The sequence below is a fragment of the Dysgonomonas termitidis genome, from assembly GCF_042654545.1.
GTDB lineage: Bacteria > Bacteroidota > Bacteroidia > Bacteroidales > Dysgonomonadaceae > Dysgonomonas > Dysgonomonas termitidis.
In genome coordinates this window covers 37,951-59,165 of the sequence record NZ_JBHSGN010000078.1, presented here as the reverse complement: position 1 = coordinate 59,165, position 21,215 = coordinate 37,951, and the positions used below count along the sequence as shown (strand labels likewise).

The following is a 21,215-nucleotide window of genomic DNA, read 5'->3' as shown; positions in this document are numbered from 1 at the left end:
TTATTTTATTTTTGAAAAGTATCGTTTTACAGATGCCTGTTCGGCTTTATTGCCCTTTATTTCAGCACTATATTCCCAATTATTTTTTTTCATTACAAATGATTCAAAAAAAGAATCAATGTCTATAGCTTCATCTAAATTTTTTCTAAAAATATTATCTCTTGTAAAATCTTGGAAGACTAGCTCAAACATAGATAATTTATCTTCGATTTGTTTCTTCATATTATCTATAAAAGTTTTATGTTTGGCATCCCCTTTGATTCGAGTGTTTATAATATCCCATTTCGTAAATATTATATGAATTTTTGTTCTGTAACTCAGCATATTTTCCTCAATAAAAATGTCTAATAGTTTTAGGCTGTTTACTTTTATGTAATTACGCTTAGACAAATCTGTGATTTGGTCGCCATCAATTAATAAAGAAAAAGAATCAGCTCTCTTTAATAAAGTAAATTCTTTGCAGAATATTGAAGATTTTAACATGTCCTTAAAATCTTCACCAGATAAGTCTGTAATTGCTAAATTGATAGTGTTATTTGGATTACATATCTCTAAATGTAGAATGTCCATTTCTCCAGATTTAGTCCTCACAAATGTGGGCTCATTATTCCCTGAAGACATTCGGCATAGTGCATCTCTTCGTTCAAAACCAGCTAACGTTAAAGATGATTTAAACTCATACTCTGCAATTGTACCCTTTTTCACCAATGGTTGATAAAGTGCATTCAATAATGTTGTTTTACCAGCATCAGGTAAACCAGCAAAAACTATTACTCTTGTCAATTTTTCTGACATTAACGATTTTAGTCCATCAGTGTCTAGTCGAAGTCCGTTATGGATAGTACTAATCTCCTCCGAATCTCCTTCTGCTAGTTCTGTACTATTTTGTTTTTCTGAAATGTTTCCCAATTCATCATCATCTTCAGAGTCGTTTTCCCCTTCATCCAGTTTTGATGTTATATCTTCGTCCTCTGTAACAGCATTCAACTTTGATAATATATCCTCAGGCATTGTTTAATAATTTATATAATAGACATTCGTTGTAAACCTCTTTAGCATAAGAGCTAATAGTTAATTCCAACTCAAAATTAACTCTAAACTGATCTTTAATTAACTTTAGAAAAGAATCTTTTTGCTCAGTATCGGCAAGTGATTTCAGTGCAGACAGAATAGGACAATATAAATTCGCAGCATCAGAAATATGAAGATTATTGAAATCTAAAGTTGCATTAACGAAATTATTAAATAGTATTTTCGTTTCAGTTACATCAATTTTACAAATCTGGTACTTCTTTTCTATTAATACATCAACTTTAGCCATGGGCAAGTTAATAGTTGTACAATCACTAAGTTCTTTACCAAATATCAAAGCTAACTCAACTTTATTACGTCCTTCATATTTTTGCTGGTCTCCTGCATAAATATCGCTAATGAGCCATCCATAGCAATTTAATTCATCTCCCAACACTTGTTGGTTTTTGTTTAATTTATTAAAGGCAGATATAACCTTTGATATTGTCTCATTAACTTCTTTTTCACTTCTCAAGTTAGAAACAGACTCTATTTCCCTATTGTTAAGTATTGTTTCAGTCAATGTACTCTTTACTTCATCAACAATACTTTTATTTAAATATTCAAGGTTCGTTGAGAACGTGAGAGTATCGAATACTAAACCAATACATACTTTATAATCTCTCCTATTCTTCAATACAACAGAATTGTATAATATTGCTCCTGCAAGAATTCTTTGCTCAGTTTCTTTACTTTCAATAGTATATATAGGACTTTTACTATCAAAATATTTTATGAACTTTGTGAGAAATTCCTCGTTCGTTTTGTTTAGCAGATAATACCGAGAACATGATAGAAGAAAATCTAATTTTTCATTTTTATAAATCTCCTCAAGAACTTCAATTCTGCTATTGAGTTTATCTTGATCTAATGATTGTTCACCTAATACCTGATACCAGCTAACTAATTTACTTTCCAGCATATTTTGTTCCTATTAAAGTTAATAATTCAACAAGTCTATTTTGTTCCCTTAAACGTTTATATATCAGATCAACTCTATCCAACATAGGCAATAGTTCATCTTCATTAGAAGTAACATTGAGCTCTTTTCCTATTTGAAGTTGTTCGAGTGGATTTTTCATGCTAAAATATTCATACCAAACTTTAGATTCATCAGTCTTTTTAATATTTTGAGACTGTTTCCTGTTATTAATTATACTTTTTCTCAAATCTGGCTCTAGTTCATATATAACTTTTTCTGCTTCTTCAAATGTACGTGTATCAATACTCCATCTTCGAGAATTTATCGCAACTTTCATTTTTTCATTTTCAATTGAAATATCAATTATGTTATATACAGGTTCATAAGGATGCTCACTTCTGGATGGCTGCATTGCTCCTGAATATATTTTAAGAATATTTTCCTTGCATTCAGTCTTAGCATTATGTTCGTGCCCAAATAATTGAATTGAAGCTCTACTATCTAGTAGTTTTTTTATCGTTTCTCCATCCTTTAACCATTGTATAGGGTGGTGACACATTGATAAATGTATTACATTTTCTTCATGGGTTGATATTAAGGCTTGAATCTCCCCAATACATAATTTTGCCATATCATGATTTGGATCATCATCAAGTTCAGGAATATATGACAGAAGTGCACTATTGATCCCCCTAATTTTTAGTTTATACACTCCGTCAATATCTAGAATTCTATCACAGCAAATATGATCATGCTCTATCTGATACTTTTTAACAAACTTATAATAGGGAATAAAAGGCAATAATAATACATCTTTATCTTCTTTTCTTAACCATGCTTTTTCTAATAAATCATCATATTTTTCAATATTCTGCTCCCTTAATACTGAACGCAATTCATTACATGCAAGACTAATTTGGCTTCTATTGACATCATGGTTTCCAGGTATTAAAAAAATGTTTTGGTTTTCACAACCTGTTTTTAGGCAAACATTGTTAATCCATTGGCTGGCATCCTCATATTCTTCATCTTTACCCGAAAATGCAATATCTCCACAGATCAAAATATGATTTATCTGTGTACTATCATCTTTCAATACTCTAGATAAATCCTGGATTATTTCGTTTTGAATTTCTCTATCCTTATCCCACCTAGCATCTTTATAATTATAAAAATGAATGTCAGAGAAATGTAGTAGTCGTAAAGGCATATTTTTATATTTTATACTCAAATCATATTTTACATTAAAATCCACATATAACCTAGCTTAAGAATCAAGGATATAAAATAAATAAGCCCAAATTTACATAGATATATTCAGCAATTAATCAGAAAGTGTAAGAAAATAATTATTTCTATCTTATAAAAAATCATACTTGACTGATTTTAAATAAATGCCTCTTAATTGAATCATATTAATATATGAGCCATAAATTGTAACTTATAGAATCTTTATTGTAATTAAGAGTCTTTATTCCTCCGATAAAATAGTTCAATCTATTTTTCATATCGATGACACGTGATGACATACGGTGTAACATATCGTCAGGGCTTTAAATCAACATTTTATACACTATATATTCGCTGCCGGATTCATTTTTTTGTATCACTTTTTAATATTTCGACAATGAAAAAAAGAGTATTGTTTTCAGCAGTATTACTGTTAAGTATGTTGGGAGTATTTGCCCAGGGCAACGGCATGCAGGGCATCACCGACGCCACCAATATGGTGACATCCTATTTCGATCCGGCCACCAAACTTATCTATGCCATCGGGGCCGTTGTAGGACTCATCGGAGGGGTAAAAGTCTACTCGAAGTTTTCGAGTGGCGACCCCGACACCTCCAAGACCGCCGCCTCGTGGTTCGGGGCGTGTATCTTCCTGATTGTAGCCGCTACAATTCTTAGATCTTTTTTCCTGTAAGGGTCACAGATCCTCTTATTAATCTTTTAATAACGAAAAAGAATGGCAGCATATTCAATCAATAAAGGAATCGGCAAGCCCGCTGAGTTTAAGGGCCTCAAATCGCAGTACCTGTTCATCTTCGCAGGCGGGCTGCTGGGCGTATTCGTAGTCTTTGTGATTATGTATATGGTCGGCATCAGCCAGTTGATCTGCATCGGGTTCGGGGTTGTTACCGCCGGGACACTGGTCTGGTGCACTTTTTACCTGAATGATAAATACGGGGAATTCGGGCTCATGAAGTTGCAGGCTATCCGTAACCATCCCCGCTATATCATCAACCGCAGGCGCATTATTCGACTTATCTCCCGTATCAAAAGAAAGGAGGATCTATGCGGAATACGCTAACAGCAGCTACATTAGAGAGCAAGTTTCCGCTACTGGCAGTAGAGCATGACTGTATCCTGAGTAAAGACGCGGATATAACGGTCGCCTACCGGATAGAACTGCCCGAACTGTTTACCGTCACCTCTCCCGAATACGAAGCGATCCACGCGGCTTGGGCAAAAGCGATAAAAGTATTGCCCAACTATTCGGTTGTCTGTAAACAAGACTGGTTTACCGAAGAGGATTACAAACCGGAGTTGCAAAAGGAAGACATCAGTTTCCTGTCCCGCAGTTTCGAGCGTCATTTCAACGAACGGCCGTTTTTGAATCACACTTGCTACCTCTTTCTGACCAAGACAACCAAAGAGCGGGCTAAACAGCAAAGCAGCTTTACAGCTCTTACCCGTGGCTTTATCGTCCCAAAGGAAATGCAGGACAGGGAAACGGCGCAAAAATTCCTGGAGTCAGTCGGGCAGTTCGAACGGATTATTAACGATTCGGGATTTATTAAACTGCATCGATTGACTACCGATGAGATTGTAGGCGGCCAATCCCCGGCCAATCCCGAAGGGACGGGAGCGGCAGGCATTATCGAAAAGTATTTTTCCTTATCGCAGAATGACACGACCTGTCTACAGGATATGGCGCTCGGTGCGGGCGAAATGAAGGTCGGGGACAAGTATCTGTGCCTGCATACCCTTTCGGATGCGGATGACCTGCCGGGCAAGGTAGAGACAGATACCCGTTATGAACGGCTATCCACGGATAGAAGCGACTGCCGTTTGTCTTTCGCAGCCCCTATCGGGGTATTGCTGACCTGTAACCATATGGTGAATCAATATATCTTTATCGATGACCATGCGGAGAACCTGAAACGTTTTGAAAGGCAGGCAAGGAATATGCACTCGCTGTCAAGGTACAGCCGTTCAAACCAGATAAACAAGCAGTGGATCGAAGAGTATCTCAATGATGCGCATAGCTTCGGCTTAACCTCCGTGCGTTGCCATGTCAACGTAATGGCATGGAGCGAGGACAAAGAAGAACTAGGCCGAATCAAAAACGATGTGGGCAGCCAGTTGGCTTTGATGGGATGCAAGCCCCGGCACAATACGGTCGATACGCCGACCTTGTTCTGGGCGGGTATTCCGGGTAACCAGGGGGATTTCCCGGGTGAAGAGAGCTTTTACACCTTTATCGAGCAGGCCTTGTGCTTCTTTGTGGAGGAAACAAACTACAAAAGTTCACCTTCTCCATTCGGTATTAAGATGGTAGACCGGGTAACAGGCAAGCCGCTCCATGTGGATATATCCGACTTGCCGATGAAGAAAGGGATTATCTCCAACCGTAACAAGTTCGTGTTGGGGCCTTCGGGTAGCGGCAAGTCCTTTTTTATGAACCATATGGTCAGACAGTATTGGGAGCAGGGCACGCATGTCGTCCTTGTCGATACGGGAAACTCTTATCAGGGCTTGTGTGAGATGATCCGCAGCAAGACCAAAGGGGAAGACGGGATTTACTTTACCTATACCGAAAAAAAGCCGATCTCGTTCAATCCGTTCTATACCGACGACGGGCAGTTCGATGTGGAGAAAAAGGACAGTTTGAGAACCTTGCTGCTGACCCTTTGGAAGAGCGAGGACGATAAGATCACCAAGACCGAATCGGGAGAACTGGGCAGCGCTGTGGATGAATATATCACAAAGATCCAGACCGATAGTAGTATTGTCCCAAGCTTCAACACTTTTTATGAGTTTATGCGGGATGAGTATAAGGCCGCGTTGAAAGAAAGGGAGATAGAGGTAAGCAAGGCTGACTTCAATATCGATAACCTGCTGACTACCCTCCGGCAATATTACCGGGGCGGGCGCTTCGACTTCCTGCTGAACTCGGACAAGGAACTGGACCTGCTGAACAAACGCTTTATCGTCTTCGAAATCGATGCTATCAAAGAGAACCGCGACCTTTTCCCGGTTGTAACGATTATCATTATGGAAGCTTTTATCAATAAGTTACGCCACCTGGAAGGCGTCCGGAAACAGTTTATATGCGAAGAGGCCTGGCTGTGACATGTAAGTCTTGTGAGTGATTGTTCAACTGGTTATTGCAGGAGTGCGATAATTTGATTGAACCTGCTGTTTCGTCAGCAGTAGCCTAGGGCACATGCGATAGTAAGTAATGAACTCGTGTGAGAGCTGTCCCGACAATGAAGCCCTTCCGAAAGGAGAAGCCTGAACCGTGAGGGAATGGCAACGAGCGTAAGCATTATATGCTCTGGGAGCTAGGCTGAATGGTATGAATAACATAATGTGAACCGTTGATAAACGTCGTCACTTCGAATGAGCCGTTAACGATGCTGGGCTCAACCCAAAAGGGACGCAGTCGGCTAACCTTCTCCACGCTAAGGTTACACGAACATAATGACTGCCGGCGGATAGACGGATTCTAACCCATTCATTTGTCACTTACAGGGAACATGGTAAGCCCGTATTTCTCCTGCCAATAGCAGGTAAGCCGACCGTAAGGAACGCCGAATGGGATGCGGGTATAGGAATGTGGAAAAAGCGAACGCTTCCCTTGTAATGAGGGAGATACGGATTGAGCCCTGCTCATGGATTGAGCAGGACAATATCATTCGGCACGAAAGTGGGCTGACTTCCACAAGGTGACTTTTTACAAGAAACTTTTAGAACTTATTTAAAGAAGAAAAGCAAATGAACGACATTAAAACATCGTGTGCATCTACTGACCAAAAGTGGGACACCTGGCTCGATATCAATTGGGACAAGTGCCAAACTTCAGTTGATAAGCTACAAGCGCGTATTGTAAAAGCTCAGAAAGAAGGCAGATACGGCAGGGTGAAAGCTTTGCAGTGGACGCTGACGCATTCGTTTTACGCCAAAGCATTGGCTGTAAAACGTGTTACATCTAATAAAGGCAGTCGAACTGCGGGAGTAGACCGTGCAACATGGTCAACTCCGAATGCTAAATTTCAGGCAATCAGTGAACTGAAAAGACGGGGGTACACTCCCCAACCGCTAAGACGGATACATATTAAAAAGAGTAACGGTAAATTAAGACCTCTTGGAATTCCTACAATGAAGGACAGGGCGATGCAAGCATTATATCTGCTTTCATTAGAACCTGTTGCCGAAACTACGGCAGACAGTAATTCTTACGGATTCCGCAAAGGAAGAAGCACATTTGATGCAAGGCAACAATGTTTCTGCGTATTATCAAAGAAAACTTCTCCCGAGTGGATTTTGGAAGGGGATATTAAAGGATGCTTCGACCATATCAGCCATGAATGGCTTATCAACAATATCCCAATGGATAAGGCGATGTTAAAGAAATGGCTCAAATGTGGCTTTGTATTCAATAAAGAACTGTTTCCGACAGAAGAAGGAACACCTCAAGGCGGAATTATTTCTCCAACTCTGGCTAATATGACCTTGGACGGATTGCAGGTAATGCTTGCAAAGAAGTATCACAAGAAGTTCGTAAACAGGACAACGACCTATTATCCCAAAGTTCATCTGGTACGCTATGCGGATGATTTTATAATCACAGGCAGGACTAAAGAAGCTTTGGAAGAAATCAAACCAATGGTGGAGGAGTTTCTTCAGGAAAGAGGGCTTACCCTCTCAGAAGAAAAGACGAGGATGACTCACATAACAGAAGGTTTTGATTTTCTGGGGTACAATATCCGTAAATACGACAATGGGAAACTTCTAATCAAACCATCGAAGGAAGGGCTAAAGAAATTCATGAAGAAAATCCGTGGAATTATAGATTCCAACAAGGGTAGCAAACAGGAATCTCTAATACGGCTCTTAAATCCAGTAATTGTTGGGTGGGTAAACTACTACAAAAGTTGTGTGGCTTCTGAAACTTTCAGTAAAGCTGATTACCTGATATTCGAAAAGTTATGGCAATGGGCAAGAAGAAGGCATCCAAAAAAAGGTAAAAATTGGGTTGCAGACAGGTATTTCACAAGAATTAGAAATAGGAACTGGTGCTTTGTGGCGAATTTCAAGAAGAAAGGGAAAGATGATAGAATCGTCCTTAAACGCCTGTATGATACAAAGATTACCTTCTATGTTAAAGTGAAAGCCGAATCGAATCCGTTTGACCCCGAATGGGATACATATTTCAAAGAGAGGGAAGAGTACAAGATGCTCAAACATCTCGATGACAAGAAGCCCTTGCTACACCTATGGAAAAAGCAGAAGGGGATATGTCCTTTATGCGGAGAACCGATTGACATAAATGATTACTGGGGAACTACTGAAAAGAAAACGACTCCAGAAAAACAGAATCATTTAGTGCATGATAGCTGCCGCAGAAAGAATGACCAATTAAAAAGATGTAACAATGAGCTGGTTTCTAGCAAATAGAAATTTTAAGTTGCTTGAGCCGTATGAAGGGAAACTTTCACGTACGGTTCTTAGAGGGGAAAGCTCCCGCAAGGGAGCTGACCTACTCGACAAAGCCTTGTCTTCTCCGAATATGGCAGCCTACCTCAAATACCTCTATAAAACCGTTCGGAAATACTTCGGGGAGGCCATTGTTGTGACGCAGGAAGTGGACGATATTATCTCATCCCCGATTGTCAAGGAAGCCATTATCAATAACTCCGACTGCAAAATTTTGCTCGACCAGCGGAAGTATATGAACAAGTTCGATTCGATACAGGCACTACTGGGTCTGACTGATAAGGAGAAAGCCCAGATACTCTCGATTAATATGTCCAATAATCCAAGCCGTATATACAAAGAAGTATGGATCGGGCTTGGCGGTATGCAGTCGGCTGTGTATGCCACGGAAGTCTCCGCGCAGGAATACCTGACGTATACGACCGAGGAAACCGAAAAACTCGAAGTGATGCGCCTGGCGGAAAAACTGGGAGGGGATATAGAGTTGGCGATTAAGCAGCTATCAGCCCCCTAATTGCCTCGCCTTCGCTTCGGCGAATTAAAAATCGACGGAATGTAATGTAGTCAACAGATGTTTCCCACAAGGGGGACTTTAGGTAAACCACGATAACAAAACGAATAATTTATTCTATTAACGTATTAAAAATTAGCTGAATATGAGAACAAAAATCTTCATATTGTGCGTAAGCTGTATGCTTATGGCAACGCAGGTCAAGGCCCAGTGGGCGGTATTTGATCCGAGCAACCTGGCCCAGAGCATCGTCAATACGACCCGCAACGTCACCCAGACAACCACGACGGCCACGAATATGGTCAAAAGTTTTCAGGAAGTTCAAAAGGTCTATAATCAGTCGAAGCAGTATTATGACGCGTTGAAAGCTGTAAACGGCTTGGTAAAGGATGCCAAAAAAGTGCAAAAAACCATCCTGATGGTAGGCGAAATATCCGATATCTATGTGCATAACTATCAGAAGATGCTGTCCGATCCCAATTACTCTGTAGAGGAACTGGGCGCCATTGCCAACGGTTATGCAAAGCTGCTGGAGCAAAGCAATGATGTGCTGAACGAACTGAAAGGAGTAGTCAATATTTCAACGCTTTCCCTCTCGGATAAAGACCGTATGGATGTGGTCAACAGTTGCCATGACTCGATGCTGGAATACCGGAACCTTGTCCGCTACTATACGAATAAGAATATCGGCGTTTCGTACCTGCGGGCCAAGAAGAAAGGAGAAACAGCCCGTGTGAACGCCTTATACGGTAATCCTTCCGAACGCTACTGGTAGAATCCCACCCCCTCCAACCTCCCCCAAAAGGGGAGGCTTATGGCTTCCTTAGAGGGTTTGGAGGAGATAGGTATTTCAATTTTTCACTTTTCACTTTTAATTTTTCATTTAAAAACATGGATTTCGATCAATTTCATCAGACACTGCGCACGCTCTATGACCAGATGATGCCCCTGTGCGGCAATATGATCGGTATCGCCAAAGGCATTGCCGGGCTGGGAGCCTTGTTCTATGTGGCATACCGTGTTTGGCAATCCCTGTCAAGGGCTGAACCGGTAGATGTATATCCTTTGCTCCGTCCCTTCGCCATCGGTTTATGCATTATGTTTTTCCCGTCCGTGGTGCTCGGAACGATCAACAGCATTATGAGCCCGGTCGTACAGGGAACCAACGGGATGCTGCAATCCGAAACGCTGGATATGAAAAAGTACGCGGAAATAAAGGACAGGCTGGAATATGAGGCTATGCGAAGGAACCCTGAGACAGCCTACTTAGTGGATAACGATATTTTTGAAGAAAGGCTGGACCAACTGGGAATTACCGATGTAGGCGAAATAGCAGGGATGTATATCGAGCGGGGTTTGTACCAGACCAAGAAATGGATACGTGAAGCTTTCCGGGAAGTATTGGAGATTGTCTTCAAGGCGGCAGCCCTGATAATCGATGTGATACGCACCTTTTTCCTGATTGTCCTTGCCATACTCGGCCCGCTGGCTTTTGCCATATCCGTCTGGGACGGCTTCCAATCGACGCTTACCCAGTGGATCACCCGCTATATCTCCGTGTACCTGTGGCTGCCTGTGTCAGACCTGTTCAGCACGATACTGGCAAGGCTGCAATCCCTGATGCTGCAATCGGATATCGAACGGATGCAGACCGACCCTAACTTTTCCCTGGACAGTTCAGATGCAATTTACATTGTCTTTCTCATCATCGGCATTGTAGGCTACTTCACAATCCCTACTGTTGCCGGATGGATTATCTCGGCAGGCGGCATGGGCAACTTCGGTAAGAATGTGAACAGTACGGCGACCAAAGGTGCTGCAATGGCAGGAGGTTTTGCCGGAGCTGCAGGCGGAAATATTGTAGGAAGATTAAAGGGAAGCGGCAATTCCGGTAGCAGTAGTAGTGGTTCTGTTGGTGGTGGCAGCCAGCCACAAGGACGGAACTATTCAACGGGGAACGAAGGACAACCCGGCTCTTCAAGGAGGACTCCTTAATAATTAGCAAATGAGCAGTTTCGGAGATTAGCAAATGTGTTTCCATTTCCGAATTTACTAATTATCAAATTTTCAAATCAGAATTTATGGAATTTAAATCATTAAAAAATATCGAATCGAGCTTTAAGCAGCTCCGTGTATTTGGCGTTGTCTTTTTGTGCCTGTGCGCTGTTGTCGCAGGTTACTCCGTCTGGAGCGCCTATGGCTTCGCGGAAGCGCAGCGGCAAAAGATCTATGTGCTGGATAACGGTAAATCGCTGATGCTCGCCCTTTCGCAGGACTTGTCGCAAAACAGGCCTGTGGAAGCCCGCGAGCATGTCAGGCGGTTCCATGAACTGTTCTTCACGCTGTCTCCCGATAAGTCGGCTATTGAAAGCAATATCCAGCGGGCATTGTTCCTTTCGGATAAATCGGCTTTCAACTACTATAAAGACCTGTCGGAGAAGGGATTTTATAACAGGATTATTTCGGGGAATATCAACCAGGCCATACAGGTCGATAGTATTTCCTGCAATCTGGATACCTATCCCTACCAGGTGAACACTTACGCAAGGCAGATGATAATCCGTGAGAGCAATATCACGGAACGCAGCCTGATAACAACCTGCAAGCTTTTGAACTCCGTCCGCTCCGATAATAACCCGCACGGGTTTACCATCGAAGGATTCGAAATCAGGGAGAATAAGGATTTAAGGGTACTGGACAGATAATAGCCCCTCTAAATCTCCCCGGAGGGGAGACTTGGCCCCTCCTTTGGAGGGGTTGGGGAGGCTAAATAGGATACAATATGAAAGAACGAATAAAAGAACTGGGCTATTGGCTTGAAGACAGGCTCAAAGGCCTCTGCGGGGAGATTACCCCTGACAAGCGGCTGACTGTGATTTTGATTATGCTCCTGGGCTTTACAATCCTTAACCTCTACTTCACATTTACGACTATCAGGAATTTTGGAAGGGAACAGGAACGGAAGGAACAATTAAAGATAGGGCATATGGAAGGACTGGAACTTGAAAAGACAAGACCGAAAGATTTGGGATTGGATTTTTTAGACTCTGATATCGATACTCCGGTTTTGGATAGTATGAATATTGAAAAGAAGAAAAATTATGGCTGATAAACCGAAACTAAGCGAAGGACAAAAGCAAAAGCTGAAGAAATATGCGGTTTACGCATTGATGGCTGTTGTCTGCGCGGGATGTATGTGGCTGATCTATTCCCCGTCGGAGAAAGACAAGGCCGGAGAGCAGGCAGGCACGGGCTTTAACGCCGATATACCCGACCCGAAGAAAGACGGTATCGTCGGCGACAAGATGAGCGCCTATGAACAGGAACAAACAGAGCAGCGGCAAAAGGAAAGGATGCAGTCCTTACAGGGTTATGCCGATATGCTGGAGAGTTCCAAAAATGAAAAGGTGACAATCGATTTGGGAAACGCGGCAAAGGAAAGCAGGCAGGTTCCGGAGAAAGAAAAAGCCCCGGTCAGCAACTCCGTTTCCGCCTATAGGGACATCAACCGGACTTTGGGTAACTTCTATGAAAAACCGAAGGACGATCCCGAAAAGGAAGAGATGAAGAAAAAGCTGGAGGAACTGGAGGCCAGGATGCAGGAAAAAGAGAATGCCAAGAGTTCGGTGGACGAACAATTAGTATTGATGGAGAAATCCTATGAGATGGCGGCCAGGTATATGCCGCAGGCACAGAATCAGCCTGAGCCTCCCTCAAACAGTCCGAATTCCCTGAAAAGCAGGATTGAGAATTACGGCAAGGAGGCTTCCTCCAAAGATGGTAAGGCAAGGGTCAGCCCCGTCCGGCAGATACAAAAGCATACCGTATCGTCACTGGCTCAGGACATAAGTAATGAAGACCTGTTCCGGATGTATGACCAGCCGCGTAATACGGGCTTTCATACAGTAAGCGGTGAAGCCGGAGTAAGCGCCAAAAACACGATTTCGGCTGTTATCTATGACGACCAGACCGTGACCGACGGGCAAACAACACGCTTGCGGTTGACAGAGCCTTTGATGGCGGGAACAACGCTTATCCCCGAAAATACCATCCTGACAGGTATCGCCAAGGTACAGGGCGAGCGGCTGGATATACTTGTCTCCTCGATAGAGCATCAGGGTACGGTTATTCCTGTGGAGATGGTTACATACGACACGGACGGTCAGAAGGGTGTCCATATCCCCGGCTCACTGGAGCTGGACGCGGCCAAAGAGATCGTCGCCAATATGGGCAACAGCGTGGGAACAAGCTTTACCATGACGCAAAGCGCGGGGGCGCAAATCACATCCGACCTGAGCAAGGGAGCCATACAGGGCATATCGGCTTATATGCAGAAAAAGATCAGGCAGGTGAAGGTAACGCTCAAGTCCGGATACAGGGTTATGCTAATGCCAAAACAGTAAACAGTCAGCAGTGAACAGTAATCAACCGGATTAACTATACTTTTTTTAACAACCCATACTTATAACTTATAACTCATCACTTATAACTCATTTATACTTATGAAGCAGTTATTTTTAACGCTTGCCTTTATAGCAGGCATCTTTATAACAATACAGGCGCAGGAAACCCCGGACAGGCAAATACCGAAATCCTCGACGGGCGACCTGTTCAACGGACTTACACGGCCTTTGACCTTTAGCCGGATGATACCGCCATACGCTTTGGAGGTGACATTCAGTAAGACGGTGCATATTATTTTCCCTTCCGCTATACGCTATGTGGATCTGGGCTCTTCCGACCTGCTGGCGGCTAAAGCCGACGGTACGGAGAATGTGCTCCGGGTGAAAGCCGCCACACAGGGTTTTAGTAAGGAAAGCAACCTCTCTGTCATTACCGAAGACGGCAGCTATTTTTCCTTTAACGTCAAGTACGCGGACGAGCCGGTAAAGCTCTCTATCGAGATGGCCGACTTTATCCGTAACAGCGAAACCGTGAACAAGCCGGACAATACCCTCGACATCCGTATAAAGGAACTGGGGCAGGAACCGCCCGCGCTTGTCCGCCTGGTCATGAAATCCATCCACAAAAACGACCGCAGGGAAATAAAGCATATCGGATCAAAACGCTTCGGTATCCAATATACGCTAAAAAGCATTTATTCGAATGGCGGGCTACTGTATTTCCATATGCAGTTGAAAAACACGACAAATGTGCCGTTTAACGTGGATTTTATCACATTCCGGATTGTGGATAAGAAGGTTGCCAAACGCACCGCCATACAGGAACAGGTGATCCGGCCGCTCAGGGACTATAATAACCTGACGGTTATCGGCAGTAAACGCACTGAACGCATAGTCTTCGCTTTGCCGCTGTTTACCCTGCCGGACGATAAGATGCTGCTGGTAGACCTGCATGAGAAGGACGGGGGACGCCATCAGCGCTTTACAGTGGATAATGCCGACCTGGTACGGGCAAAGGTGATTAACGAACTCAAAGCGGAATAGCCATGAAGCGGATAACAGTACTATTGAATATGCTGGTGTTATTCCTGCTTATGTCAGGTAACGCCCTGGCGCAACGCGCCCTGCCGGGTATGAAAGGCATACAGGTAACGGGCGGTATGGTTGACGGAGTTTACTCGTATTCTAATCAAAGCAAAGCGGGGTATTACTTCGGAGCGGCAATGGCAACCTATGCAGGTAATGGCAATAAATGGGTATTCGGCGGGGAGTATTTGAACAGGTATTACCCCTATAAGGATACTTGTATCCCTGTGGCGCAGTTTACAGCCGAAGGAGGATATTACCTGAATATTCTCTCTGATCCCTCAAAGACTTTTTTCCTTTCATTGGGCGGCTCTGCCTTGGCAGGGTATGAAACATCGAACTGGGGTAAAAAGGCTTTGCCTGACGGGGCTACGCTTATAAACAAGGACGCTTTTATCTACGGGGGAGTTGTTACGCTGGAACTGGAAACGTATTTATCCGATAGGATTGTACTACTTCTTAATGCACGGGAGCGGGCCTTGTGGGGAAACACCACAGGCCGTTTCCATATGCAGTTCGGTGCGGGAGTCAGGTTGATGATAAACTGACCTGATACAATCTATTAACTATGTAATTATAACCAATCGATTATTCATTATCAATCATTAATTATCCATTCTAAACAATTTATAATATGAGAAAAAGAATCTTTTTTATGCTGATCCTTGCGATAGCGGGGATAGCGATTACGAGCGCACAGGTGCGTATCAGCGGTAAGGCGGCTCCCAATAGTTCCGCCGTGCTGGACTTAAACCCGGACGATAAGATAAGTGAGGGTAACGCTACACTGGGGCTTGCCTTACCGAGGGTCAAGCTTAAAGGTAGCGCAAACGCCTCTCCCCTCCAGTCGCATGTAAAAGGCATTATCGTCTATAATGTGGCGACGACAGGCGATGTCGTTCCCGGACTTTACCAGAATGACGGGACAAAATGGCTACGCCAGCCTGACGCCGTATTTATGGACGAATCGCTTAAATCGCTGGCCAGACTGCTGGCGGAAAAGGACAGTATTGTAGGCAATGAAGTGTTAAATGCGACAAGCGGAGGAGGATTAATTCGGGCAGGAGCAGGGACAAATGCTTCGCCTTATACGCTCGGCATTGCTCCGGGAGGTGTTACAAACGATAAAATAGCGGACGGGGCTATTACCATCAATAAGCTGTCCAATAAAACAATCATACATCTGGGGGATAGTATCGCCTCCAATATCTACAGCACAATATTAGGTGATACCATCATTAATTATATTACTCAAAATATAGATAATTCCGTATTGATGGACAGCGTAGTAAACGCTATCAGTAATAATAACAGCTATATCAAACAATTGATAGATAATATAGCCGTCAATGAATACAACACCGTACTGGGGGATAGTATTATCAACTATATCACAAAGAATATCGGCCTGACAAACTTAGGTGACAGCATCAGCTATTATATTACGAATAATTTCAGCACGCAATTAGGCGATACCGTAATGCAGCATATTACGAACGGACTGGATGGTTCCGCCCTGATGGATAGTATCAGTTACCATGTCAGCAATAACAATGCTTATCTCAAAGAATTGATAAACAATATTGCAAGGAATGTATATAATACGACATTGGGGGATACGCTTGTCAATCATATCGCGCATAATATAACCAACACGGTATTAGGAGACAGTATCCTGCAATATATCACGAATGACATCAGGAATACAATACTTGGCGATAGTATTATTAGTTTGGTACATGAAAACGAAAGGGACGGGGTGATAGGCAATGAAGTGACTAATGCGACAACAAACGGTGGATTAACCCGCTCCGGTTCGGGTACTGCCGCATCCCCTTATACGCTGGGAATAGCCGACAGTGGTATTACATCATCCAGGCTTGCCGACAAAAGCGTTACCGTAGGAAAGGTTAATGCCACGGGTACAGCATCAGCAACAACCTTTTTACGTGGTGACGGCTCCTGGTCTGCGCCTGTGGGAGACGGACAGGGTGTAACTTCCGTTAATGGGGCAAACGGTATTACTGTCACCAACGGTACAACGACGCCTACAGTCAGTCTTCCAGCCGGAACAACGACAGGTAATGTCTTAAAATGGAATGGTACGGCCTGGGCTTCCTCTACTGATGCGGGCATAACAAGCGAATCAGACGGTGTTATAGGGAATGAAGTGACAAACGCAACGGCTAATGGCGGTTTAACCCGCTCCGGTTCAGGCACTGCTGCCGCTCCTTATACGCTGGGAATAACAGATGGAGCCATAACCACAGCCCGGCTTGCTGACAATGCCGTTACAACAGCCAAGATTACAGATAAAAGCGTTACCATAGGTAAAGTCAATGCCACAGGTACAGCATCAGCAACAACTTATCTTCGTGGAGATGGTTCCTGGTCTGCTCCTGCCGGAGATGGTCAGGGTGTCACCTCTGTCAGCGGGTCTAATGGTATTACGGTAACAAATGGTACGACAACGCCGACTGTTAGCTTACCTGCCGGAACAACTACAGGCAATGTACTCAAATGGAACGGTACAGCTTGGGCTTCCTCGGCCGATGCGGGTATAACATCCGAATCAGACGGGATTATAGGTAATGAAGTAATAAACGCAACAACGAATGGAGGATTAACAAGGGCTGGTTCAGGCACTACTACATCTCCTTATACGCTGGGAATAACAGATGGAGCCATAACCACAGCCCGGCTTGCTGACAATGCCGTTACAACAGCCAAGATTACAGATAAAAGCGTTACCATAGGTAAAGTCAATGCTACGGGCACAGCTTCCGCTACAACTTATCTTCGTGGTGACGGCACATGGTCTGCTCCTGCCGGTGACGGTCAGGGCGTCACCTCCGTCAGTGGGGCAAACGGTATTACGGTAACCAACGGAACGACAACGCCGACTGTCAGTCTGCCAGCCGGAACGACAACCGGTAATGTACTCAAATGGGATGGCACGGCTTGGGCTTCTTCTGCCGACGCGGGTCTTACATCCGAATCAGACGGTATTATCGGTAATGAGGTAACAAATGCTACGACTAATGGCGGTTTAACCCGCTCCGGTTCAGGCACTGCTGCCGCTCCTTATACGCTGGGAATAACAGATGGAGCTATAACCACAGCCCGGCTTGCTGACAATGCCGTAACAACAGCTAAGATTACAGATAAAAGCGTTACCATAGGTAAAGTCAATGCTACAGGCACAGCTTCCGCTACAACTTATCTCCGTGGCGACGGTTCTTGGTCTGCTCCTGTGGGTGACGGACAGGGTGTAACCTCCGTCAGCGGGTCTAATGGTATTACGGTAACAAATGGTACGACAACGCCGACTGTTAGCTTACCTGCCGGAACGACAAGCGGGAATGTCTTAAAGTGGAACGGTACGGCTTGGGCTTCCTCTGCTGACGCAGGTATTACAAGTGAATCAGACGGAGTTATCGGCAATGAAGTGACAAATGCGACAACGAGTGGAGGACTAACAAGGGCAGGTTCAGGCACTGCTGCCGCTCCCTATACATTGGGAATATCGGATGGAGCTATAACTACCGCCCGGCTTGCTGATAACGCCGTGACAACAGCTAAGATTACAGATAAAAGCGTTACCATAGGTAAAGTCAATGCTACGGGTACAGCTTCTTCAACAACTTTCCTTCGTGGTGACGGCGCTTGGTCTGCTCCTGCTGGAGACGGACAGGGCGTCACCTCCGTCAGCGGAGCAAACGGTATTACCGTAACTAACGGTACAACAACACCGACTGTTAGCTTACCAACCGGAACAACTACAGGCAATGTACTCAAATGGAACGGTACAGCCTGGGCTTCTTCTGCCGATGCTGGTCTTACATCCGAATCGGATGGTATTATAGGTAATGAGGTTACTAATGCAACAACGAGTGGCGGTTTGGTTCGGGCAGGTTCAGGCACAGCTACATCTCCTTATACATTAGGTATCTCAGACGGGGCTATAACCACAGCCCGGCTTGCTGACAATGCCGTTACAACAGCCAAGATTACAGATAAAAGCGTTACCATAGGTAAAGTCAATGCTACGGGTACAGCTTCTTCAACAACTTTCCTTCGTGGTGACGGCGCTTGGTCTGCTCCTGCTGGAGACGGACAGGGCGTCACCTCCGTCAGCGGAGCAAACGGTATTACCGTAACTAACGGTACAACAACACCGACTGTTAGCTTACCAACCGGAACAACTACAGGCAATGTACTCAAATGGAACGGTACAGCCTGGGCTTCTGCTGCCGATGCTGGTATTACAAGCGAATCGGATGGCATAGTAGGCAATGAGGTGACAAATGCAACAACGAGCGGAGGACTAACAAGGGCAGGTTCGGGCACTGCTGCCGCTCCCTATACATTGGGAATATCGGATGGAGCTATAACTACAGTACGAATTGCAGATAATGCTGTAACATCCGCAAAAATATCGGATGGCACAATTGCCGATGCTGATATAAGCGCAACTGCAAATATTACGGGAACGAAACTTGCCGACAAAAGTGTAGCGGTTGCAAAGGTTAATGCTACAGGTACTGCATCAGCAACAACCTATCTGAGAGGCGACGGTACATGGTCTGCCGGAGACGGCCAGGGTGTCACTTCCGTTACCGGGGCAAACGGTATTACTGTTACCAATGGCACAACGACGCCGACTATCAGCCTGCCTGCCGGAACAGCAAGCGGGAATGTACTTAAATGGAATGGTACAACCTGGGCTTCCTCTGCTGAAACTGGTATCACAACAGAGGCAGACGGGATCATAGGAAATGAAGTTGTTAACGCCACGACAGATGGCGGACTTGTGCGTGCAGGTGCGGGGACAGCCACTGACCCTTATACTTTGGGCATAGCAGACAATGCTATTACATCGGCCAGGATAGCTAACGGCACGATCAAGGCTGAAGACTTGAACGGTATGGGCGCAAGTAACAGGCAGGTACTTGCCTACAACGGTTCGGCCTGGGCTCCTTCTACAAATTATGCCTCGCCGACAACGATTACATCCGGCTCTACAGCTACAGGCAGCATCACCTCCGGCGGTTACAGCGATATATATACATGGAGCGACCTTGTACCGGGATTATATAACCTGCGCGTCAGGACAAACGGAAACGGCACGGCCAGGTTCAAGCTGGCATCGGATGTGGCCTTCGGTACTTCCGTCCTGTTCGAGATCAATGGCGATTCAGCAGACCATACGGCGGAGATCATGTTCAACTTTGTTTATACGGGCACATTAAGGCTGAAAGCGGATTGTACGGGCAACTGTCCGACCCGCCTGTTTAATTTATACCTGGCGCGGTTTTAATAAACAAAATGTATAAAGTAAAAGATATGAAACGAGGATATATTATAAAGTTTACCTGTCTGCCGCTTTTATGCTTTTGTGCAATGGCAATATCCATCCCCATACAAGCTCAGGACGTACAGACGGCATGGCATGGAAAGATCAGTATCGGGGACATTCCGGTACTGATGCATGGGGATATAGCCCTGCAATCCGACGGCGAGCTGTTTACAAACAACGGGCGGCTGAAACTCGAAGGCAGTTACTATGGCGAGCCCGGCTCCAGGGCTTACCGTTATGTTGCGGGAACAACTATTGATACCGGTATAGACGCATCCCTTTTCCTTGATGCTTCCACAGCCGGAGGCTCCACCGAAATTATCCCTGAACTGGATGAAAACTGGGACGGCTCCCCTGTAGCGCTGGTAAAGGCAAGGCAGGCTATTACAGAATCCGGCACAGATACTGATATTGACACAGGTATCGGTACAAAAAACAGCGTCTTTTATATCGAGCCTGTAATACCGGATTGCGGAGACTATTATGTGCAGTTGCTACATAAGGGGGATGAAAGCAACTCCGTCTGGTCTGTCACGGGAACTACCACTTTACCGCTTATAAAGCAGCTGCGTAACCATACCCTGCTGATAAACAACAATCCTAACGCCAATGACGGGCATAGCTTCAATTATTATAAATGGTATAAAGACGGGCGGTTATTGAAGGAAGGCTCCCATGAAGAACACGGTGGAAGTTATTACACAGGGGGAGGCAACCTCGACGCGAATGCGGTTTATATGGTCGAAGTAACGGACGCAGATGGCAAGCGTTACTTCTCCTGCCCGTACAACTATATCCCTGTCGCATTGCCTGCCAGCGTAAAGGTTTATCCGAATCCCGTCAGCAGGGATAACAGCCGGGTCTATGTGCAGGTGGGGACAAGCAATGAAAAGCTGCTTGAACACGCGGAAGTAGAGGTTTACAGCTATACGGGACGCTATTACGGTAAAGTGCAGGCTAAGGGACAGCATACGATCCCGGTAGACCTGCCGCAAACTCCCGGTGTTTATATCCTGAAGTTCAAGGCAAAGGAACTGGAAACAGGACTCAAGGCGGTGGTACAGTAATCAATGTGCTAATTTGAAAATGGGCCAATGTGCCAATTTAATTAGCAAATTAGCAGATTTGAAGATGAGCAAA

Annotated in this window: 17 protein-coding genes and 1 pseudogene; 14 read left to right on the top strand and 4 right to left on the bottom strand. The window is 44.5% G+C overall.

Features of this window, described 5'->3' with window-relative positions; translation table 11 throughout:
- Genes ACFO6W_RS13525 through ACFO6W_RS13515 form a run of 3 tightly spaced genes read right to left on the bottom strand, consistent with a single transcriptional unit; the run spans position 1 to position 3,248 of the window.
- Positions 1-1,011 (bottom strand): TRAFAC clade GTPase domain-containing protein, encoded by a 1,011-nt coding sequence (locus tag ACFO6W_RS13525; protein ID WP_379997287.1) that lies wholly within the window; start codon positions 1,009-1,011, stop codon positions 1-3.
- The gene (locus tag ACFO6W_RS13520) at positions 1,004-1,993 is read right to left on the bottom strand and encodes a hypothetical protein (RefSeq protein WP_379997285.1); all 990 of its coding nucleotides are present in this window, start codon (positions 1,991-1,993) and stop codon (positions 1,004-1,006) included. The genes ACFO6W_RS13525 and ACFO6W_RS13520 overlap by 8 nt, the downstream gene beginning before the upstream one ends.
- Entirely contained in the window at positions 1,980-3,248 is a 1,269-nt protein-coding gene (locus tag ACFO6W_RS13515; RefSeq protein ID WP_379997283.1) for a metallophosphoesterase family protein, read from the bottom strand. The genes ACFO6W_RS13520 and ACFO6W_RS13515 overlap by 14 nt, the downstream gene beginning before the upstream one ends.
- Before the next feature lie 372 nt (positions 3,249-3,620).
- Between ACFO6W_RS13515 and ACFO6W_RS13510 the strand changes: the two genes are divergently transcribed.
- The 3 genes from ACFO6W_RS13510 to ACFO6W_RS13500 are packed head-to-tail and all read left to right on the top strand — an operon-like array spanning position 3,621 to position 6,349.
- Positions 3,621-3,917 carry a DUF4134 domain-containing protein gene (locus tag ACFO6W_RS13510; protein ID WP_379997281.1) on the top strand — a complete coding sequence of 99 codons (297 nt, stop codon included), beginning with the start codon at positions 3,621-3,623 and terminating at the stop codon, positions 3,915-3,917.
- A 42-nt stretch (positions 3,918-3,959) separates the two neighbouring features.
- Positions 3,960-4,304 carry a DUF4133 domain-containing protein gene (locus tag ACFO6W_RS13505; RefSeq protein ID WP_379997279.1) on the top strand — a complete coding sequence of 115 codons (345 nt, stop codon included), beginning with the start codon at positions 3,960-3,962 and terminating at the stop codon, positions 4,302-4,304.
- The gene (locus ACFO6W_RS13500; RefSeq protein WP_379997277.1) at positions 4,289-6,349 is read left to right on the top strand and encodes a TraG family conjugative transposon ATPase; all 2,061 of its coding nucleotides are present in this window, start codon (positions 4,289-4,291) and stop codon (positions 6,347-6,349) included. The genes ACFO6W_RS13505 and ACFO6W_RS13500 overlap by 16 nt, the downstream gene beginning before the upstream one ends.
- A gap of 385 nt (positions 6,350-6,734) precedes the next feature.
- Here the strand turns inward: ACFO6W_RS13500 and ACFO6W_RS13495 are convergent, their stop codons facing one another.
- Positions 6,735-6,893: a hypothetical protein gene (locus ACFO6W_RS13495; protein WP_379997275.1), complete on the bottom strand. Its 159-nt coding sequence runs from the start codon at positions 6,891-6,893 to the stop codon at positions 6,735-6,737.
- 101 nt (positions 6,894-6,994) lie between these two features.
- Between ACFO6W_RS13495 and ltrA the strand changes: the two genes are divergently transcribed.
- The 11 genes and pseudogenes from ltrA (at position 6,995) to ACFO6W_RS13440 (ending at position 21,142) form a co-directional block, all read left to right on the top strand.
- Positions 6,995-8,677, top strand: coding sequence for a group II intron reverse transcriptase/maturase (gene ltrA / locus ACFO6W_RS13490; protein WP_379997273.1), 1,683 nt, complete (start codon positions 6,995-6,997; stop codon positions 8,675-8,677).
- Between the two features lie 88 nt (positions 8,678-8,765).
- Positions 8,766-9,230: pseudogene (locus tag ACFO6W_RS13485) on the top strand (TraG family conjugative transposon ATPase); the annotation flags it as partial.
- Between the two features lie 142 nt (positions 9,231-9,372).
- Positions 9,373-10,002, top strand: coding sequence for a DUF4141 domain-containing protein (locus ACFO6W_RS13480; protein ID WP_379997269.1), 630 nt, complete (start codon positions 9,373-9,375; stop codon positions 10,000-10,002).
- Positions 10,003-10,118: 116 nt separating this feature from the next.
- The gene (gene traJ, locus ACFO6W_RS13475) at positions 10,119-11,222 is read left to right on the top strand and encodes a conjugative transposon protein TraJ (RefSeq protein ID WP_379997267.1); all 1,104 of its coding nucleotides are present in this window, start codon (positions 10,119-10,121) and stop codon (positions 11,220-11,222) included.
- Positions 11,223-11,308: 86 nt separating this feature from the next.
- Entirely contained in the window at positions 11,309-11,932 is a 624-nt protein-coding gene (traK, locus tag ACFO6W_RS13470; RefSeq protein WP_379997265.1) for a conjugative transposon protein TraK, read from the top strand.
- Positions 11,933-12,009: 77 nt separating this feature from the next.
- Positions 12,010-12,336: a TraL conjugative transposon family protein gene (locus tag ACFO6W_RS13465; RefSeq protein ID WP_379997263.1), complete on the top strand. Its 327-nt coding sequence runs from the start codon at positions 12,010-12,012 to the stop codon at positions 12,334-12,336.
- Positions 12,329-13,630 (top strand): conjugative transposon protein TraM, encoded by a 1,302-nt coding sequence (traM, locus tag ACFO6W_RS13460; protein ID WP_379997262.1) that lies wholly within the window; start codon positions 12,329-12,331, stop codon positions 13,628-13,630. The genes ACFO6W_RS13465 and traM overlap by 8 nt, the downstream gene beginning before the upstream one ends.
- A 99-nt stretch (positions 13,631-13,729) precedes the next feature.
- Complete coding sequence (traN, locus tag ACFO6W_RS13455) at positions 13,730-14,674, top strand: conjugative transposon protein TraN (protein ID WP_379997260.1); 945 nt, start codon at positions 13,730-13,732, stop codon at positions 14,672-14,674.
- Between the two features lie 2 nt (positions 14,675-14,676).
- Positions 14,677-15,264 (top strand): conjugal transfer protein TraO, encoded by a 588-nt coding sequence (locus tag ACFO6W_RS13450; RefSeq protein WP_379997258.1) that lies wholly within the window; start codon positions 14,677-14,679, stop codon positions 15,262-15,264.
- Positions 15,265-15,350: 86 nt separating this feature from the next.
- The gene (locus ACFO6W_RS13445; RefSeq protein ID WP_379997256.1) at positions 15,351-20,036 is read left to right on the top strand and encodes a beta strand repeat-containing protein; all 4,686 of its coding nucleotides are present in this window, start codon (positions 15,351-15,353) and stop codon (positions 20,034-20,036) included.
- Positions 20,037-20,062: 26 nt separating this feature from the next.
- The gene (locus ACFO6W_RS13440) at positions 20,063-21,142 is read left to right on the top strand and encodes a T9SS type A sorting domain-containing protein (RefSeq protein WP_379997254.1); all 1,080 of its coding nucleotides are present in this window, start codon (positions 20,063-20,065) and stop codon (positions 21,140-21,142) included.
- Positions 21,143-21,215: the final 73 nt, after the last annotated feature.

Excerpts from the sequence above, each read along its gene's own strand:
- ACFO6W_RS13525 (WP_379997287.1), bottom strand. The coding sequence starts at position 1,011 with ATGCCTGAGGATATATTATCAAAGTTGAATGCTGTTACAGAGGACGAA.
- ACFO6W_RS13520 (WP_379997285.1), bottom strand. The coding sequence starts at position 1,993 with ATGCTGGAAAGTAAATTAGTTAGCTGGTATCAGGTATTAGGTGAACAA.
- ACFO6W_RS13510 (WP_379997281.1), top strand. The coding sequence starts at position 3,621 with ATGAAAAAAAGAGTATTGTTTTCAGCAGTATTACTGTTAAGTATGTTG.
- ACFO6W_RS13505 (WP_379997279.1), top strand. The coding sequence starts at position 3,960 with ATGGCAGCATATTCAATCAATAAAGGAATCGGCAAGCCCGCTGAGTTT.
- ACFO6W_RS13500 (WP_379997277.1), top strand. The coding sequence starts at position 4,289 with ATGCGGAATACGCTAACAGCAGCTACATTAGAGAGCAAGTTTCCGCTA.
- ACFO6W_RS13495 (WP_379997275.1), bottom strand. The coding sequence starts at position 6,893 with ATGAGCAGGGCTCAATCCGTATCTCCCTCATTACAAGGGAAGCGTTCG.
- ltrA (WP_379997273.1), top strand. The coding sequence starts at position 6,995 with ATGAACGACATTAAAACATCGTGTGCATCTACTGACCAAAAGTGGGAC.
- ACFO6W_RS13480 (WP_379997269.1), top strand. The coding sequence starts at position 9,373 with ATGAGAACAAAAATCTTCATATTGTGCGTAAGCTGTATGCTTATGGCA.
- traJ (WP_379997267.1), top strand. The coding sequence starts at position 10,119 with ATGGATTTCGATCAATTTCATCAGACACTGCGCACGCTCTATGACCAG.
- traK (WP_379997265.1), top strand. The coding sequence starts at position 11,309 with ATGGAATTTAAATCATTAAAAAATATCGAATCGAGCTTTAAGCAGCTC.
- ACFO6W_RS13465 (WP_379997263.1), top strand. The coding sequence starts at position 12,010 with ATGAAAGAACGAATAAAAGAACTGGGCTATTGGCTTGAAGACAGGCTC.
- traM (WP_379997262.1), top strand. The coding sequence starts at position 12,329 with ATGGCTGATAAACCGAAACTAAGCGAAGGACAAAAGCAAAAGCTGAAG.
- traN (WP_379997260.1), top strand. The coding sequence starts at position 13,730 with ATGAAGCAGTTATTTTTAACGCTTGCCTTTATAGCAGGCATCTTTATA.
- ACFO6W_RS13450 (WP_379997258.1), top strand. The coding sequence starts at position 14,677 with ATGAAGCGGATAACAGTACTATTGAATATGCTGGTGTTATTCCTGCTT.
- ACFO6W_RS13445 (WP_379997256.1), top strand. The coding sequence starts at position 15,351 with ATGAGAAAAAGAATCTTTTTTATGCTGATCCTTGCGATAGCGGGGATA.
- ACFO6W_RS13440 (WP_379997254.1), top strand. The coding sequence starts at position 20,063 with ATGAAACGAGGATATATTATAAAGTTTACCTGTCTGCCGCTTTTATGC.